Raw genomic sequence first — 15,755 nt, 5'->3', positions numbered from 1 at the left:
GTTACTCCGAGACCATCAAACCGTTTCGCAAGCAAAGAGCTTATGAAAATTCGCGACGTCCACGATCTGGCTCACCGGACTGCCGCTTTTGACCTTTAACCCGAGTTCGACACCAGCGAACTTCTGACGTGCTTAAATCAGCATGCCGAGTGCCGCGCTATCGAGATAATCCGTGCGGGTCATGTCGATCGTGACGCGCTTGATTCCTTCCGGCATCAGATCCAGCACTCTCAGGCACTCGTTGCGGGTGTCGAACATGAACCGGCCTTGGATAACGACGATTTGGTGAAAGTCGTATTCTCCTTTCTTGACCATGACGGTAGTCATTTCTTGCCGCTCCTTCTGCTTTGCCGAAAGCCTATGTATCACGAAAAATACTATGAAGCTTCAAGTTTGGGGTGATCGATGGGTGAGTCGGTAGTCCGAGGTAGCGAGCCGTGCCGGGGTCTGACTTGGCTTCTTTACCTGGATCAATTGAGCGCGCCTGGCAACGGGTCTAGGCTTTGGACGCTCCTGTCGACTTCGTGGTTTCGCCCGCAATCTAGCGGGCGCTTTCTTTTGCCCCGATCGACACCTGGCACCCACCGGCATCAGCGTCCCAAGTGAAACTCACTTTCTACGGTTTAATTCGCAAGCGACTGGATTGGATCACGGTCTGAGACGCTCGTATCTCAGCGTGTGAGAAGGGCGCAGGCTGGGCTCGAGAACGTCAGCAACTTTTACAATTGCTCGACTTCCACGACTGCCTGTCGAGCTATCTTTCTGTTTTTTCAGGAAGTAAAAAACTTAGCACGATCATTGCATTTGCCGCACTGTTCGATGGCCTTGAGGATCTGCGAACAATGAGCAGGCCCTCCATCGACAAGTGGCTACCCAGAAAATTGGGGCAATGAGGAAGAAACTAATGAAAAGACTCGTTGTGTTGATCGCTCTTGCGTGCATATCGTTTGGGGCATTCGCTGTACCAGTGACCGAAGATTTCGAATCGGACACCGTCGGGGCCACCACGTTTTCGCAGGGCGGATTTGACTTTTCCGTCACCGGCGACTGGGTGGTGGAAGGCTTTGGCAATTTCGGAGCGGGTAATTCCGCCAACTGGCTAGGCACGGGTTCTTTCGACGGCGGCACCGTCGCCAGTACCGGTCTCATTCAGATTGACACTGCCGACGCTTATTTCCAGATCACAAGCTTCGACGGTTGGACCTCTGCAAACGACGGCTCCAACGAAACCGCTGGAACCGTGGAGTTCACTGGCATTGAGTATCTTACGGGTGTCAGTTATTCCGCTGTCATACAAATTTCTCCCACGGGGGCCGGTGGTCTAGATTGGGATTTCGGTCTGACATTTGCCGGCACCGCGCTGGAAGGTAAAAACCTCGTCTCCCTTGAGGCGGATTTGTCCGCCAATTCGCTAGATTACCTTGCGTTGGACAACATCGCGTTCGAGATCGGTAGGGAGCCGCCGGACGGCGGTGATGTACCTGTGCCGGCTAGCCTGTTTTTGCTCGCTGCAGGAATGGTGGGGTTCCAAGCGGCCAGGCGACGTAGCAATCGCTGAGCAGTTACTGCGGGCGACGTACCGCGACTTCAATAAGGGAATTTAGACACGCTCGCTACGCCCGCCTTGTGCGGGCGTTTTCAATCGCGGAGTTTCGTCCAAAACTTGCTTTGTACCTAAACTTGTACCTAGCGCGTGTCTTAGCGTAGATCTCGGTCTGAGGTCCACATGTATATTGTTGATTGGATTGGTGGGCGCGGCTGGGTTCGAACCAGCGACCCCTGCCGTGTGAAGGCAGTGCTCTCCCACTGAGCTACGCGCCCGACAGATTCGGAAAGGACCACGGTCCGGCCCGTGCGGCCGCGGCCTTGCACCTGCGTGAGGCGGGCAGATGTTATACGCTTCGCCCGGCGTCCACAAGCCGCCCGCCGCTCGATCGGGGCCGTCGCCCGGCGCCCAAAGGCACGCAGGCAGGGCACCGCCACGCTGTTCATTCGCCTCCGGCTTGCTAGAATCCCGGGCTTCAACGGACTATTTCACCGCCTCATGTCGATCAAGACCCGCTTCGCACCCAGCCCGACGGGCTACCTGCACGTCGGCGGTGCCCGTACCGCATTGTTTTCGTGGCTGTTCGCGCGCAGACATGGCGGCCGTTTCGTACTGCGTATCGAGGATACCGACCTCGAACGCTCGACCCAGGAATCGGTCAACGCGATCCTCGAAGGAATGACCTGGCTCGGACTGGAATACGACGAGGGCCCGTTTTACCAGACCCACCGGTTCGAGCGTTACAACGAGGTGATCGGTCTGTTGCTCGACAAGGGGCTGGCCTACCGCTGCAACTGCAGCAAGGAACGCCTGGAGACCCTGCGTGAGCAGCAGATGGCGCGCAAGGAGAAACCGCGATATGACGGCCACTGCCGCGACCGCCATGTCTCGTCGGATCTGCCGCACGTGATCCGGTTTCGCAATCCGGTGGACGGCCAGGTCGTGCTCGACGACCTGATCAGGGGCCGGGTCGCGGTCAGCAACGGCGAACTGGACGATCTGGTGATCCGCCGCAGCGATGGCTCGCCGACATACAACCTTTCGGTCGTGGTCGACGATCACGACATGGGCATCACGCATGTGATTCGCGGCGATGATCACATCAACAACACGCCGCGCCAGATCAACATGCTGCGAGCGCTCGGATGGGAGGTCCCACACTACGGCCACGTCCCGATGATCCTCGGTGACGACGGCGCACGCCTCTCCAAGCGGCACGGTGCGGTCAGCGTGATGCAGTATCTGCGTGACGGCTATCTGCCCGAAGCGCTGCTGAACTACCTGGTGCGTCTGGGTTGGTCGCATGGCGATCAGGAGATCTTTTCGCTCGACGAAATGATCCAGCTGTTCGACCTCAGTGGCGTCAACCGCTCACCGGCGACCTTCAACACCGAAAAGCTGCGCTGGTTGAACCAGCAGTACCTGAAGGACGCCGATCCGGCACGTATCGCGCACCTGTTGTCTGCGCACCTCGGCGACCTCGGTATCGACCCGGCGACCGGCCCGGATCTGCTGGCGGTCATCGAGGCGCAACGTGAACGCGCCAGCACGCTGGTCGAGCTGGCCGCGATATCGGCGTTCTACTACCGTGATTTCGAGGTCATCGACGAGAAGGCGGCGGCCAAGGCATTCAAGGCGGATGCCGACAAGGCGCTCGACCAGGTGCGTGACAACCTCGCAGCGGTCGTGGATTGGGAGCGCGCGCCGATTCACGCGGCGGTCGAGGCCGCGGTTGCCGAGCTCGGTGTGGGTTTTGGCAAGGTTGCGATGCCGCTGCGGGTCGCCGTCACCGGTGGCGCGCCGTCGCCGGATCTCGATCTGACCCTGCACCTGGTCGGGCGCACCGCGACCGTCCGGCGCATCGACAAGGCGATCGAACGTATTCGATGCACACGCTGAAACATTGCAAGAGGCTAAGAGCAGGCTTATGAGCGGCGAATCCGGTAACGCTCCGACCAACTTCATTCGTCAGATCATCGACAAGGACCTGGCCAGCGGGAAACACCAGCGCATCCATACCCGCTTTCCACCGGAACCGAACGGTTACCTGCATATCGGGCACGCCAAGTCGATCGTGCTCAACTTCGGCATAGCGCAGGACTACCCGGGCACCTGCAACCTGCGTTTCGACGATACCAACCCCGCCAAAGAGGAAGAGGAATTCGTCGCGGCCATCAAGGAAGACGTCCGGTGGCTGGGTTACGACTGGACCGAGTTGCGTTTTGCGTCGGATTATTTCGAACAGCTCTACGAACACGCTGTCCAGTTGATCAAGTCAGGCAAGGCATTCGTCTGCGACTTGACGGCGGAGGAGGTGAAGGAGACCCGCGGCACCTTGACCGAGCCGGGCCGGGAGAGTCCTTTCCGCAATCGACCGATCGAGGAAAACCTCGATCTGTTCCAACGCATGCGGGCAGGCGAGTTTCCGGACGGCAGTCGGACCCTGCGGGCGCGCATCGACATGGCATCGCCGAACATCAACTTGCGCGACCCGGCCCTTTACCGCATCCGGCATGGCCTGATCCATCATCAGACCGGCGACGAGTGGTGTATCTACCCGATGTACGACTACACGCATCCGATCTCGGACGCGATAGAGGGCATCACGCACTCGCTGTGTACGCTGGAGTTCGAGGATCATCGACCTTTGTACGACTGGGTGCTCGACAACATCGTCATCGATTGTCATCCGCGCCAGATCGAGTTTTCGCGCCTGAATCTCGAGTACACCGTGATGAGCAAGCGCCGGCTCACTCAACTCGTACAGGAGAAGCGCGTCGCGGGTTGGGACGATCCACGTATGCCGACGATCGCAGGATTGCGCAGACGTGGCTATACACCGGAGTCGATTCGGAGCTTCTGCGAGGCGATCGGGGTCACGAAATCGGAAGGCACGGTGGAGATGGGTGTGCTGGAGAACAGCATACGGGGGCATCTCGACGCGATGGCGCCACGTCGCATGGCGGTGCTCGACCCGCTCAAGCTCGTGATCACCAATTATCCCGGGGATGGCAGTGAGTTGCTGCAGGCCAGCAATCATCCGAAGGACGAATCGATGGGCACCCGTGAACTGGCATTCACACGCGAGGTGTTCATTGACCGTGCCGATTTCCGCGAAGAGGCCAACAAGAAATACAAGCGCCTGGTGCTCGGTGGGGAGGTCCGGCTGCGCAATGCCTACGTGATCCGCTGCGACGAAGCGATCAAGGACGATGCTGGCAACATCATCGAGTTGCGATGCACCTACGATCCGGAAACCCTGGGTCACAACCCGGAAGGGCGCAAGGTGCGCGGCGTCATTCACTGGGTCTCGGCAAGCCAGGGCGTGCGTGCCGAGATACGCCTGTACGACCGATTGTTCAGCATTGCCGAACCCGGCAAGGATCACGATTTCCACAAGGACATCAACCCGGATTCGCTGCGCGTGCTCCGCGAGTGTGTCGTGGAGCCGGCGCTGGCGCATGTGGCGAGTGACGAACGTTTTCAGTTCGAGCGCGAAGGCTATTTCTGCCTGGACAGCAAGGACAGTGCACCGGGGCGTCTCGTGTTCAATCGCATCGTGTCGCTCCGCGACTCCTGGAGCAAGATCGATGCGGGCTGAAGCGCGGGGCAAAAAAATGGCCGCGAAAGCTAGACAAGGCAAGGAGGCTGAAATACCATACGCGCCTCGTTTGAGGGGCCATAGCTCAGCTGGGAGAGCGCAACACTGGCAGTGTTGAGGTCGGCGGTTCGATCCCGCCTGGCTCCACCAAAAAACTGGTTTTACGTCCCGTTCGTCTAGAGGCCTAGGACATCGCCCTTTCACGGCGACGACAGGGGTTCGACTCCCCTACGGGACGCCATTTGAATCAACGGCTTAGGATGAATCCTGGGCCGTTTTTCTTTGGCGAAGATTATTTCCGACCGGTGTATGGGCAACGGTCGTGAAAATGTCCCGGTCGACGTCGGTGCGGCGGCCATTCGATGGATGCACAAGCGTCACGGCGAGCAGAGGCCGGCGAATCGTAAGGGTTGATCAGATCGCCTTGGCCTGTCGATTGCGCCTGTCACAGGCGATCATAGGCCCGGCAGCCGAAAGTCCGCTGCCTGCGGAGCGACGATCAGGTCGGTCGAATCGCAGTCTCGACGATGAATTCGGGGTTGCTCATGATGGTCTTTTTGACCGCGCACTGAGCCGCGGCCCTTTCCAGTGCCGGATAAAACTTCTCCGGCAGATCCTCGGGTACGTGAATCGTTGTCACAAAGCCGGTGATTTTCTGATTTTTCGGGTCTCGCCTGGCCACCAGGGTGATGTCGATGCCCGAACTGTCGATGCCCTTGCTTTGACAATAGGACTGGACGTAGAAGCCGGCGCAGGTACCGATCGACGCGAGGAACAGGTCGTAGGGGGCCGGCGCTCCGTCATCGCCACCGTGCTTTGCCGGCTGGTCGGTCATGATCAGGTGATCACCGATCTGCGTGGAAACCCGTTTGCCGCCTTCCAACGTAACCTTGATCTCCATGGGCACGACCTCTCCCGCTTGTTCCGATCCACCGTCGCCCTAACGGCGACTCACCGACAGGAAAATTCAACCAAAACGGCGTCGGAGTCAACGCCCCGTTGTGCTGGATCATGTGTCCAGCCGATTCGCACCGCGATGCGTGGGCGCTACAGAGACAAACCGAATGGCTCCCTGGGTGGTTGATGGAGGGTCAGTCCGATCGTTCCCTTAGGGGACTCGCGTTCGCGAATTGTTCAACCAAGGCGTAACCGGGTCGACAACCTGAGTGGAAGCGCGTCCGGCTGGCCTCGGTTGCTTCGCAATCTGTGCTCACGGTGTATTGGTAAATTGCCGCAGGAGCCGCCGGGGCCAACCGGACGTGCTTTTTCCTGCCGCCGCCGTTTCCCTTCGCTCGAAAGCGTCGACGCCTCGAACGGACGACCGTGAAGCTGCATTCCGGGTCGCGGTCGAAGACAGTGTCCGGGTGACGCTCCTTTGTCGATATCAGGATCGGTATCCCGGGAATTCCGATTCTCGTTTTGCACTTTCGCATCACCCGGCCGGAGTCTCACAGCGGTGCCTGCGGTGGTAAACAACAGGGTCGTCCGGCCGCTAAGTTCAGCTGAACCCGCAGGCTGTGCCGCGGATTGGCACTGCTGCAGCCACACCCTGCCACCTGTGCGATCGAGGTAGTCCCGACATGTTCCGATTGCGATCGAAACTGCTTTTTCTGACGTTGTTCCTATCGGCTGCACTGGTCGGTTTCGAGCCACCCGTTTTTGCGGACACCCCTGGGGTGGACCGGCCATTGCGGATACTGCACATCATGAGTTTTGATTCGCCATGGCGATGGACCGACGGCCAACTGGCCGGTTTCAAAGAGGGCCTCGGCGATGTGCAGGCCGAGTACCAGATCTTCCAGATGGACATCAAGCACAACAACAGCGTCGAGGCCAAGGAGCAAAAGGGCGCCGAGGCACGTGCATTGATCGAGCACTGGCGGCCGGATCTGGTCTACACCTCGGATGATGCAGCGCTGTCGTACGTGGCCAGGCACTATGCAGGCCAATCGCTGCCCTTCGTGTTCAGCGGCGTCAATCAGGCGTTGGCCGATCACGGCGTCGCCGGTGCGTCGAACGTGACCGGTGTGCTCGAGCAGGAGCACTTCCAGGCATCGGTAAAGCTTTTGCAGGCGATCGCGCCGAATGTCCGGCGTCTGGCCGTAATCACCGATGAAGGCGCGCATTGGGGGCCCGTGATCGAGCGTATCCGGCTGGCCATGCCCCAGCTGGCGGACACCCGGCTCGTGGCCGTGGACCGCGTCCCCAGCTTTGCGGCGTTTCAGCAGAAGGTGAAAGCCTACGACGGGATGGCGGACGGGGTCGTGTATCTGGGGATCTTCGGTCTGAGCGACGGTGCAGACAGCAACGTGCCGTACCAGCAGGTACAGCGATGGGTGGTGGAAAACAGTCGTCTGCCGGAGATCAGCTTCTGGATCGACCGCGTGGCACACGGGGTGCTGGCGTCAGTGACGGTATCCGAGCGGCAGCAGGGTCTGGCCGCGGGGCGGCTTGCCCGAGCCATCCTGGTGGATGGCAGATCACCCGCCCGGTTGCCGGTCAAACCGACCGTGATCGGTCATCCTGCGATCAGCCTGGCGCGTGCGCGCCAGTTGAATATCAATGTGTCGTCGTCGTTGTTGCTCTCGTCCGAGGTGGTCACCGAGTTCGAATGGGATCGAAAGACGCCTTGATCCACGCGCTGTGTGTCACCTGACCCCGGTACCGTCGCGTCCGCCGACCAAACCACCGCAGATGCACCTGGGGGCGGGTGAATGGAGCGGTCGCGCTGCGTTGCCGCTGGGGCCTCCAGGGTATCAGTCATCGTGGGCATACGACTTGATGATGTAGCCTCCGGATTTCTCGTCATGTTCGAGTTCCAGGAGACCGCGCGCCTGGGCTTCCTCGAGCAGTTTGCCGAATGTGCGGAAGCCGTGATAGGTCTCGTTGAACCCCGGTTTGCGGCGCTTCAGGGCCTGTTTGACCATCGAGCCCCAGACCTTGTCTTCTTCACCGCGTTCCTCGAACAGGTCTTCGACGGTTTCGATCACCAGGTCCACGGCGGTCTGCTGTTTCTGTTCCAGCTCCGCACCTTCGGTGGACGCCTTGGCGGCACCCGATTTCTTTGATACCGCCTTCTTGGCAGCGGCTCGGCGCCGCGCCTTGCGCTGTTTTTCGTCTTCGCGCACCAGGTCGTCGTAGTAGATGAACTCGTCGCAATTGGCGATCAACAGGTCCGACGACGACTGTTTGACCCCGACGCCGATCACGATCTTGTTGTTCTCACGGAGCTTGCTGACCAGGGGCGAAAAATCGGAGTCGCCGCTGATGACCACAAAGGTATCGACATGCGACTTCGTATAGCACAGGTCGAGGGCATCGACGACCATCCGGATATCGGCGGAATTCTTGCCGGACTGGCGGACGTGCGGGATCTCTATCAATTCGAATGCGGCCTCGTGCATCACGGCCTTGAATCGCTTGTAGCGCTCCCAGTCGCAGTAGGCCTTTTTGACGACGATATTGCCTTTCAGCAGCAGCCTCTCCAGCACTTTCTGAATATCGAAGGCGGCATACTTCGCGTCCTCGACGCCGAGCGCAACGTTCTCGAAGTCACAGAAGACGGCCATGTTCTGGGTGTCTGGTTTCCCTGTCATTGTTCATTGATTCCGGTGATGGTGGCTTGCAGTGTCACGCTTAAGACGGCGGCGCCCGAGAGAAGGGCGCGCCATTTGTCATGGATCGTCCGCTGCCGTGCGATCGATCAGGGTTCGTGTATCAGTTCCTCGACCAAGGTGTCCGGTCCGTGGTGGCCGATCAGCGCCTGCAACTCACTGATCAGGGTCTGCGCCTCGTCATCGTCGATCTCGCCGTTGCCGATCAGATGCGCCAACAGTCCGCGTTGTGCGCCCTCCAGCAGCCCGTCGAGGGTGAGTGTGTCGGTATCCTCCATCGCAGCCGTCATCAGCCGCGACAACGCCTCGCTGGCCCAGGGGCGTTGGAAGCGCACCGCGAGTGCATCTTCGCCGAACTCGTCGATCAGGGCATCGACTTCTTCACGAAGCTGCTCCGTTTCATCCGATGAAAACCGGTTCAACGGCACTGTTGCGGTCTTGATCGGTGCCATGATCCGTTCGCGCACCTCGCTGAGGGTCGCGGGCTGCGCCAGTTGCTCGTCTCCCAGGACTTCGTTGATCAGCGCTGAGAGGCCGGTGGATACGTGCTCGGATATCTGGATGGGTATGGTCATCTGGGTGGCCCTCCGCATGGCGGCGTTGCGCGCTGCGACGCCGGCCCACCGTCATGCGGCCGCGTTTTCCCGGGATGCCGTTCACGCCGGCGTTGGTGGGGCGATCGTCGCTTCGTTCTTATTATGCGCCCGATCGGCGACGACGTTTTGGGGAAATCCGAGCAGGCGCCATGAGCCCTGTCCGGTGTCGATCCGGGGTCGCCGCCCCGGTCAAGGATCCAGCAATGGCTCCCGGCTCGTTGTCGCGGAACTGCAGGCCCGCGGTCGGGCACCGCCGGGCATCGGGGCCGCGGCGATTGGGAAAGCGATCAACGGGATGCGGTGGGCTTGCCGGCGTCCCGCAACGCCTGGGCGACATCATGCTCGGGCATGCTCCAGACCACCCATGCGACAGCCGCGAGCAACGCCGCCAGTTTCAACCCCTCGAGCAGATGTCTCTCCAGGTTCATTGCGCACCACCAACAGATACCGGAACGGGCGATTTCCCGGCGCGCAGTATGCGGAGGAGATCTGACAGCCCAATGTCAATCGGGTTGCAGGTTCGCGAAGCCTGGGCCGTCAGCTGGCCGGAGGGATCGTGGCGGGCTGTGCCGGTTTGGGTTCGCCGCTCGCACCATCGTCGGCCGCCGGCGAAACCGTGGGTTCGATACGGGTCGCTTGAATCAGTATCCCGAGATGGGGGCTGTCGAGATAATGCAGCTCGTCGCTACGCATGCGGCGTTCGAAGTGCGCGTCGTAGGGAATGCCGCCCGGACCGTCACGTAGCGAAAGATCGGCGTCGAGATGCAGGTACCGTCCACGGGTCACCCGTACCTGGCCACCGACGCGATCATCACCGACCTGATACCAGGCATCAGCATCCAGTCCGCGCGGGACTTCGACCCAGGCCAGGTGTTTGTGCACGATCATCCCTTTGCGCCCGAGCGTGTACGCGACCGGGCCGAGCGACTTGTTGGCCGAGGCGATCGCTTCCAGGCGCCCCAGCACGTGACGTTCGGGGAGGGTCGCCGTCTGTGGCGGCGTCACGCCGGGTGGTGGCGCAGGCCGCTCGGCGGCCCGCGCAGGCCATTCGAAGACAATCATCTCGAACTTGTAGGGGTCGGCGGCAGCAATCGCCGTGCCAGTTGCGACCAAGCCGAACCAGATCGACGCCGTGTACAGGGACGCCAGCACAATGATTCTGTTCATGGCGTGCAGTTCACTGGATACCGAGCACTTGGTCAAGCATTGCCTTGACCGAGGGCACCCGGGTTGCAGGGTCGTCCAGATCGGCAAAGAACTTGAGTCGTTCCGCACCGTCCAGTTTGAATGCCTTGGGTTGTGTCTGAATCAGCGTGATCAGGCGCATCGGGTCGATCTTGGGTTCGGCTTCGAACAGGATCCGCCCGCCCGCCGGCCCGGCCTCGATCTTGCGGATGCCGTAAGGCTGCGCATACAGCTTGAGCTCCGTGACGTCGAAAAGATTGCGTGCGGGTTCGGGCAGCAGCCCGAAGCGGTCGATCATCTCGACCTTCAGATCGCGCAGTTCATCGGCCGAATCCGCCGAGGCGATGCGCTTGTACTGGATCAGGCGAACATGGACATCGGGCAGGTAGTCGTCCGGCAACAACGCCGGTATGTGCAGATCGACCTCGGTACCGTGATCCAGCGGGCGATCGAGCTCGGGCTGACGACCGGCGCGGATCGCCTGGACTGCGCGCTCCAGCATCTCCGTGTACATCGTGAAACCGATTTCGTGGATCTGCCCGCTCTGCTCTTCGCCCAGCAACTCGCCGGCGCCGCGGATCTCGAGATCGTGGGTCGCGAGCGTAAATCCCGCGCCGAGCTCCTCGAGCGACTCGATCGCCTCGAGGCGCTTGCGCGCGTCCGCGGTGATGGCCTTCGGCGGCGGCGTGATCAGGTAGGCGTAGGCGCGGTGATGCGAGCGGCCGACCCTGCCACGCAGCTGGTGCAACTGGGCGAGGCCGAGCTTGTCCGCACGATCGATGATGATCGTATTGGCACTCGGCACGTCGATCCCGCTCTCGACGATGGTCGTGCAGACCAGGATATTGAAGCGTTGATGGTAGAAATCACGCATGATGCGTTCGAGCTCGCGCTCGCGCATCTGTCCGTGCGCGAACTCGACCCGTGCACCGGGAACCAGCTCCGCGATCTGTTTTGCCGCCTTTTCGATTGTCGACACTTCGTTGTGCAGCAGGTAGACCTGACCACCGCGGTTGATCTCGCGCTGGCAGGCTTCGCGGATCAGCGGGTCGTTCCATTGGCTGACAAAGGTCTTGATCGGGTGGCGGGCGGCCGGCGGCGTAGCGATGATCGACAGGTCGCGCAGTCCCGACATCGCCATGTTCAACGTACGCGGGATCGGTGTGGCGGTCAGCGTCAGGATGTCGACCTCGGCACGCAGCGCCTTGAGGCGTTCCTTGTGCCGCACGCCGAAACGATGTTCTTCGTCGACGATGACCAGGCCGAGGTCCTTGAACCGAACGCCCTCGCTGAGCAGCTTGTGTGTGCCGACCACGATATCCACGCGGCCGTCTGCAAGTCCCTTGAGCAACTGCGTGGTTTCCTTCGCCGAGCGGAATCGCGACAGGCTCTCGACCTTGATCGGCCAGTCGGCGAACCGGTCGGAGAAATTCTGGAAGTGCTGCTGGGCGAGCAGCGTGGTCGGTACCAGCACGGCAACCTGCTTGCCCGCATTCGCGGCAATGAACGCGGCACGCATCGCCACCTCGGTCTTGCCGAAACCGACGTCGCCGCATACGACGCGATCCATCGGGCGTGGTGAGGTCATGTCGGTGACGATCGCGTCTATCGCGTCCTGCTGGTCGGGGGTTTCCTCGAATTCGAAATCGGCGGCGAACTTGCGGTATTCGTCGTGCGGTGTGGGCAGGGCGGTGCCCTGGCGGGCCTCGCGTCGCGCGTAGATGTCGAGCAGCTCGGCGGCGACGTCGCGGACCTTCTCGGCTGCGCGCTGCCGCGCCTTTTCCCATTGGTCGCTGCCCAGCCGGTGCAGCGGCGCGGTTTCCGGTGACGCCCCGGTGTAGCGACTGATCAGGTGAAGCGAGGCAACCGGGACATACAGCTTGTCGCCGCGCGCATATTCGAGGGTCAGGAACTCGGTCTTCTGGCCCGATACCTCGAGCGTCTGCAGGCCGAGAAAGCGCCCGACCCCGTGTTCTTCGTGCACGACCGCTGCGCCGATCGTCAGCTCGGCGAGATTGCGCACGATCTGGTCGGCGTCCTGTCCTTTGCGCCGCCGGCGCTGTTTGACGCGTTCGCCAAGCAGCAGCGCCTCGGGGATCAACAGCAGTCCCGCGTCGGACAGCCAGACACCGTTTTCGATCGGCGCGACGGTAATGCATGGTGATGCGGTGCCCGCGGCGAAGTCGTGCCAGCTCTCGCTGTACTCCGGGTGGATGCCGAAGCCACGCAGCGTATCGAGCAGCGCCTCGCGGCGCCCCGGTGTCTCCGCGACGAACAGCGTGCGCGCGCGGGTCGATTGCATCGCGCCGTGCAGCAGCAGGGCCGGGTTCGCGGCCTTGGCCTGGATACCGACCGGCGGGACCGGCGCGCTTGCGAGGTCCGCTGTCTCGCCGGCGGAATGTGCGTCCCCGGCACTCGCCGGATGCATGACCACGCGCGGGTGGGCCGCGACACGCTCGGCGAGTTCGTGGCTTTCCAGATACAGCGCTGCAGGTGGCAGCAGGGGACGCTCGATGTCGTATCGCCGCTGCTCGTAACGCTCGCCGACCGAGGCGAAGTAATTCGCGGCCTGGTCGGTCAGGCCACGCTCCGACAGCACGATGCTGTCCGGCGGCAGGTAATCGAACAGCGTCGCAGTCTGTTCGAAGAACAGCGGCAGGTAGTACTCGATCCCTCCCGGTGGCATGCCTTCGCTGGTGCCGCGATAGATCAGGCTGCGTTGCGGATCGCCCTCGATACGTTCCCGGTATGCCTTGCGGAAATGTGCGATGCCGGCCTCGTCGAGCGGGAATTCACGCGCCGGTAGCAGCTCGATGCGATCGATCTTTTCACTGGTCCGCTGCGTTTCCGGGTCAAAGATGCGGATCGAATCGATCTCGCGGTCGAACAGGTCGACGCGGAACGGCTGCTCGCTGCCCATCGGGAACAGGTCGATCAGCGAACCGCGGACGGCAAATTCGCCGTGCGACATCACCTGGGATACGCATTGGTAGCCGCTGGCCTCGAGCCGATGCCGGAACGCATCCAGTTCGAGCTCCTCGCCAGTCGTCAACAGCAGGCTGTTGGCGTCGAGAAAGGCCGGCGGGAGCAACCGCTGCAGCAGCGTGGCGACCGGTACCAGGACGATGCCCTTCTGCAGGGCGCGCAGACGGTGCAGCGTACGCAAACGCTGCGACACCAGTTCGGGCAGCGGAGAGAACACGTCGTAGGGGAGGGTCTCCCAGTCGGGAAACCCGAGTACCTCGGTGGCCGGATCGTCGAGAAAGAAGCGGATCTCCTCGCTGAGGCGGTTCGCGGCCTGGACATCGGCCGTGATGACCAACAGCGGCCTGGTGGCATCGGTGACCGCACGGGCTATTGCATACCCTGCGCCGGCGCCGGCACAACGTCCCCAGTGAACGAGGTTTTCCGGGCGAGTGGGAAGCGGCGGTGCGGTAGAACTCACGGCTGGTCGTAACGGCTGGCGGGGGCGAGATTGTCGCACAACCCGGCGGTGGAGGTGGGGTGGATGTACATCGTGCCCCATGGCACTGTGCCTCGCCTCCCGGCCACGCTGCGTCCGGTCGTTCAGGGCCTGGCGACCCGTCAAGACCGGGCATTCGCCGACATCCCCCGACCGCTCAGCGGATCTCTTCTATCGAGAAACGCTTGTCGAGGATCTGCGGCACGACCAGGCCGAATCCCTGTTGCTGCAGATGGGCCACCTCAGCCATCGCGGAAGGCACTATCTCGACGAAATCGTAAAAGGTGTCAGGATCGTAGCCATAGTCCTGCGCGGCCAGACCACAGACCTTGAAGCGCACGCCGAGGCTCGCGTAATAGCGCATGCGCTCGACGCTGTCGCGGTATTTCGCGTAGTTGTGTTTGGCGAGAGTCACGATCTCGGTACCGTGAATCACCACGACAATCTGCATGAACTCCGGCGCGAGGTTGTAGGGTTCCTCGATCAACGGGTTAACGTAGGCACGGATCCAGTAGAGCCCGCTGTCGATGTGACGGGGATCGGAGAAGAAGAACTCGAACACCGCCTTGGGATCCTGGTACTCGGGGTAGGCGAGCGTACCCGCACGCCCGCCGGCAAACGGGATCAGCATCAGCAGCACGAGTGGCAGCAACCTCTGTATCACGGCGCACCTCTCCCGATGACGGCCGACCGGCGGTGGCACCCGCGGTGTGCGCGGGTCACCACACCACCGGTCATCGCGTGTCGGTGGTCAGGGCTTGACCGTCGTCAGCCCAAGAATCTCCCAATCCTGCATGCCGCCGCGGTACCACTTGATCTTGTGTGCCGGGTAGCCGAAGCGCAGGAGATTCTGGATGTTGTTGGGCGACTGACCACACCACATGCCGTTACAGAACAACACCAGGGTCTTGGCGTCGTCGAAGTCCCACAGCCCTTCGAGGTCGCGGGCACCGAACAGGTTCGTCAGGATCTCGGTGATCGAGATCGGGTCGGCGCCCTTGGACGGGTTCAGCCGTGTCCACGGGACATTGATCGCACCGGGAATGGTGCCTTTTGCGGCCCAGTCCGGCGTGCGTGAATCGATCAGCAGGACGCTCTTGTCGCCGGCAGCGATCTTTTCGATGTACCCGAGGACTTCAAGTTCGCCGATCGTCTCGACACCTTCGGCCAGGTGTTGCGGCTGGATGCAGAACGGGGGACATTTGCGCGATGTCTTCGCGAATGCCGGGTTGACCGTGTTGCTCTGGTCCTGATTGCGCACGATCACGAACGGTTTGCCGTCCAGGGTTCCTTCGAGCTTGTCGATCGATCGCGTGATTCCCACCGCAAGGTCGGCCGCGATGCCCGATCCTGCAGACAGCAAACCCACCGCGAGCGTCGCGATCATGCCCAGGCGTATCAGTTTCATCCGCGAAATTCCTCCTATACGTGATGTCGAGACCGCGTGCTCGCCGCATGGCGGATGCCGCGCGAGCCGCAGCAAGCGAGTCGGTCGAGTGTGCGCCTCAACCTACTCGCATTCCGGTTCTTCGTTGGCGGATTTCTGCTCGCCACTCTTGTCAGGGGGCGGCTGTCCCGCGCCATCGTCCTGCGCGGCCGCGATAGCGGGTGGCAGGTCCACGGCGAGCAGTCCCAGCGTCAACACGGTACACAATATTCGCATGATGCTGATTCCATAGTGATGCATTCCGGATAGGGCCGGGAGCGCGCCGTGGGCCTGCCACGAAAACGCACGCCGTGCCTGCCAATG

General features: G+C 61.6%; 14 protein-coding genes and 3 tRNA genes. 6 read left to right on the top strand and 11 right to left on the bottom strand.

The features are described from left to right. Positions 1–132: 132 nt before the first annotated feature. Positions 133–327: a hypothetical protein gene (locus H6955_19295; protein MCP5315712.1), complete on the bottom strand. Its 195-nt coding sequence runs from the start codon at positions 325–327 to the stop codon at positions 133–135. Positions 328–904: 577 nt separating this feature from the next. On the opposite strand from H6955_19295, the gene H6955_19290 reads away from it, so the two are divergent. Continuing rightward, positions 905–1,558 (top strand): VPLPA-CTERM sorting domain-containing protein, encoded by a 654-nt coding sequence (locus H6955_19290; protein ID MCP5315711.1) that lies wholly within the window; start codon positions 905–907, stop codon positions 1,556–1,558. 188 nt (positions 1,559–1,746) lie between these two features. Here the strand turns inward: H6955_19290 and H6955_19285 are convergent. Then, positions 1,747–1,821, bottom strand: a tRNA-Val gene (locus tag H6955_19285). A 223-nt stretch (positions 1,822–2,044) separates the two neighbouring features. Between H6955_19285 and gltX the strand changes: the two genes are divergently transcribed. The 4 genes from gltX to H6955_19265 all read left to right on the top strand — a co-directional run bounded on the left by gltX (position 2,045) and on the right by H6955_19265 (position 5,388). Further along, a complete protein-coding gene (gltX, locus tag H6955_19280; protein ID MCP5315710.1) occupies positions 2,045–3,445 on the top strand; it encodes a glutamate--tRNA ligase in 1,401 nt (466 codons plus the stop codon). A 28-nt stretch (positions 3,446–3,473) separates the two neighbouring features. Then, complete coding sequence (locus H6955_19275) at positions 3,474–5,147, top strand: glutamine--tRNA ligase/YqeY domain fusion protein (GenBank protein MCP5315709.1); 1,674 nt, start codon at positions 3,474–3,476, stop codon at positions 5,145–5,147. Positions 5,148–5,221: 74 nt separating this feature from the next. Next, positions 5,222–5,297, top strand: a tRNA-Ala gene (locus H6955_19270). 15 nt (positions 5,298–5,312) lie between these two features. After that, positions 5,313–5,388, top strand: a tRNA-Glu gene (locus H6955_19265). Positions 5,389–5,646: 258 nt separating this feature from the next. Here the strand turns inward: H6955_19265 and H6955_19260 are convergent. Beyond that, on the bottom strand, positions 5,647–6,048 hold the full coding sequence (locus tag H6955_19260) for an OsmC family protein (GenBank protein MCP5315708.1): 402 nt from the start codon (positions 6,046–6,048) through the stop codon (positions 5,647–5,649). 805 nt (positions 6,049–6,853) lie between these two features. Between H6955_19260 and H6955_19255 the strand changes: the two genes are divergently transcribed. After that, entirely contained in the window at positions 6,854–7,780 is a 927-nt protein-coding gene (locus H6955_19255; protein ID MCP5315707.1) for a hypothetical protein, read from the top strand. Between the two features lie 123 nt (positions 7,781–7,903). Here H6955_19255 and H6955_19250 read toward each other — a convergent pair whose 3' ends face one another. The 8 genes from H6955_19250 to H6955_19215 form a co-directional block, all read right to left on the bottom strand. Next, the gene (locus H6955_19250; protein MCP5315706.1) at positions 7,904–8,743 is read right to left on the bottom strand and encodes an NYN domain-containing protein; all 840 of its coding nucleotides are present in this window, start codon (positions 8,741–8,743) and stop codon (positions 7,904–7,906) included. 107 nt (positions 8,744–8,850) lie between these two features. Further along, positions 8,851–9,336: a hypothetical protein gene (locus H6955_19245; protein MCP5315705.1), complete on the bottom strand. Its 486-nt coding sequence runs from the start codon at positions 9,334–9,336 to the stop codon at positions 8,851–8,853. Positions 9,337–9,644: 308 nt separating this feature from the next. Beyond that, a complete protein-coding gene (locus tag H6955_19240) occupies positions 9,645–9,785 on the bottom strand; it encodes a hypothetical protein (protein MCP5315704.1) in 141 nt (46 codons plus the stop codon). Positions 9,786–9,894: 109 nt separating this feature from the next. Next, a complete protein-coding gene (locus tag H6955_19235) occupies positions 9,895–10,524 on the bottom strand; it encodes a hypothetical protein (GenBank protein MCP5315703.1) in 630 nt (209 codons plus the stop codon). Positions 10,525–10,534: 10 nt separating this feature from the next. After that, the gene (gene mfd / locus H6955_19230; GenBank protein MCP5315702.1) at positions 10,535–14,068 is read right to left on the bottom strand and encodes a transcription-repair coupling factor; all 3,534 of its coding nucleotides are present in this window, start codon (positions 14,066–14,068) and stop codon (positions 10,535–10,537) included. Positions 14,069–14,162: 94 nt separating this feature from the next. Then, positions 14,163–14,636, bottom strand: coding sequence for a DsrE family protein (locus H6955_19225; protein MCP5315701.1), 474 nt, complete (start codon positions 14,634–14,636; stop codon positions 14,163–14,165). A 120-nt stretch (positions 14,637–14,756) separates the two neighbouring features. Next, positions 14,757–15,413: a rhodanese-like domain-containing protein gene (locus H6955_19220; GenBank protein MCP5315700.1), complete on the bottom strand. Its 657-nt coding sequence runs from the start codon at positions 15,411–15,413 to the stop codon at positions 14,757–14,759. Positions 15,414–15,515: 102 nt separating this feature from the next. Beyond that, entirely contained in the window at positions 15,516–15,668 is a 153-nt protein-coding gene (locus tag H6955_19215) for a hypothetical protein (protein ID MCP5315699.1), read from the bottom strand. Positions 15,669–15,755 lie beyond the last annotated feature (87 nt).

This window comes from Chromatiaceae bacterium, from assembly GCA_024235395.1.
GTDB lineage: Bacteria > Pseudomonadota > Gammaproteobacteria > Chromatiales > Chromatiaceae > Thiosocius.
The sequence above is the reverse complement of the archived record's forward strand: the minus strand, read 5'-3'. Positions and strand labels throughout refer to the sequence as shown.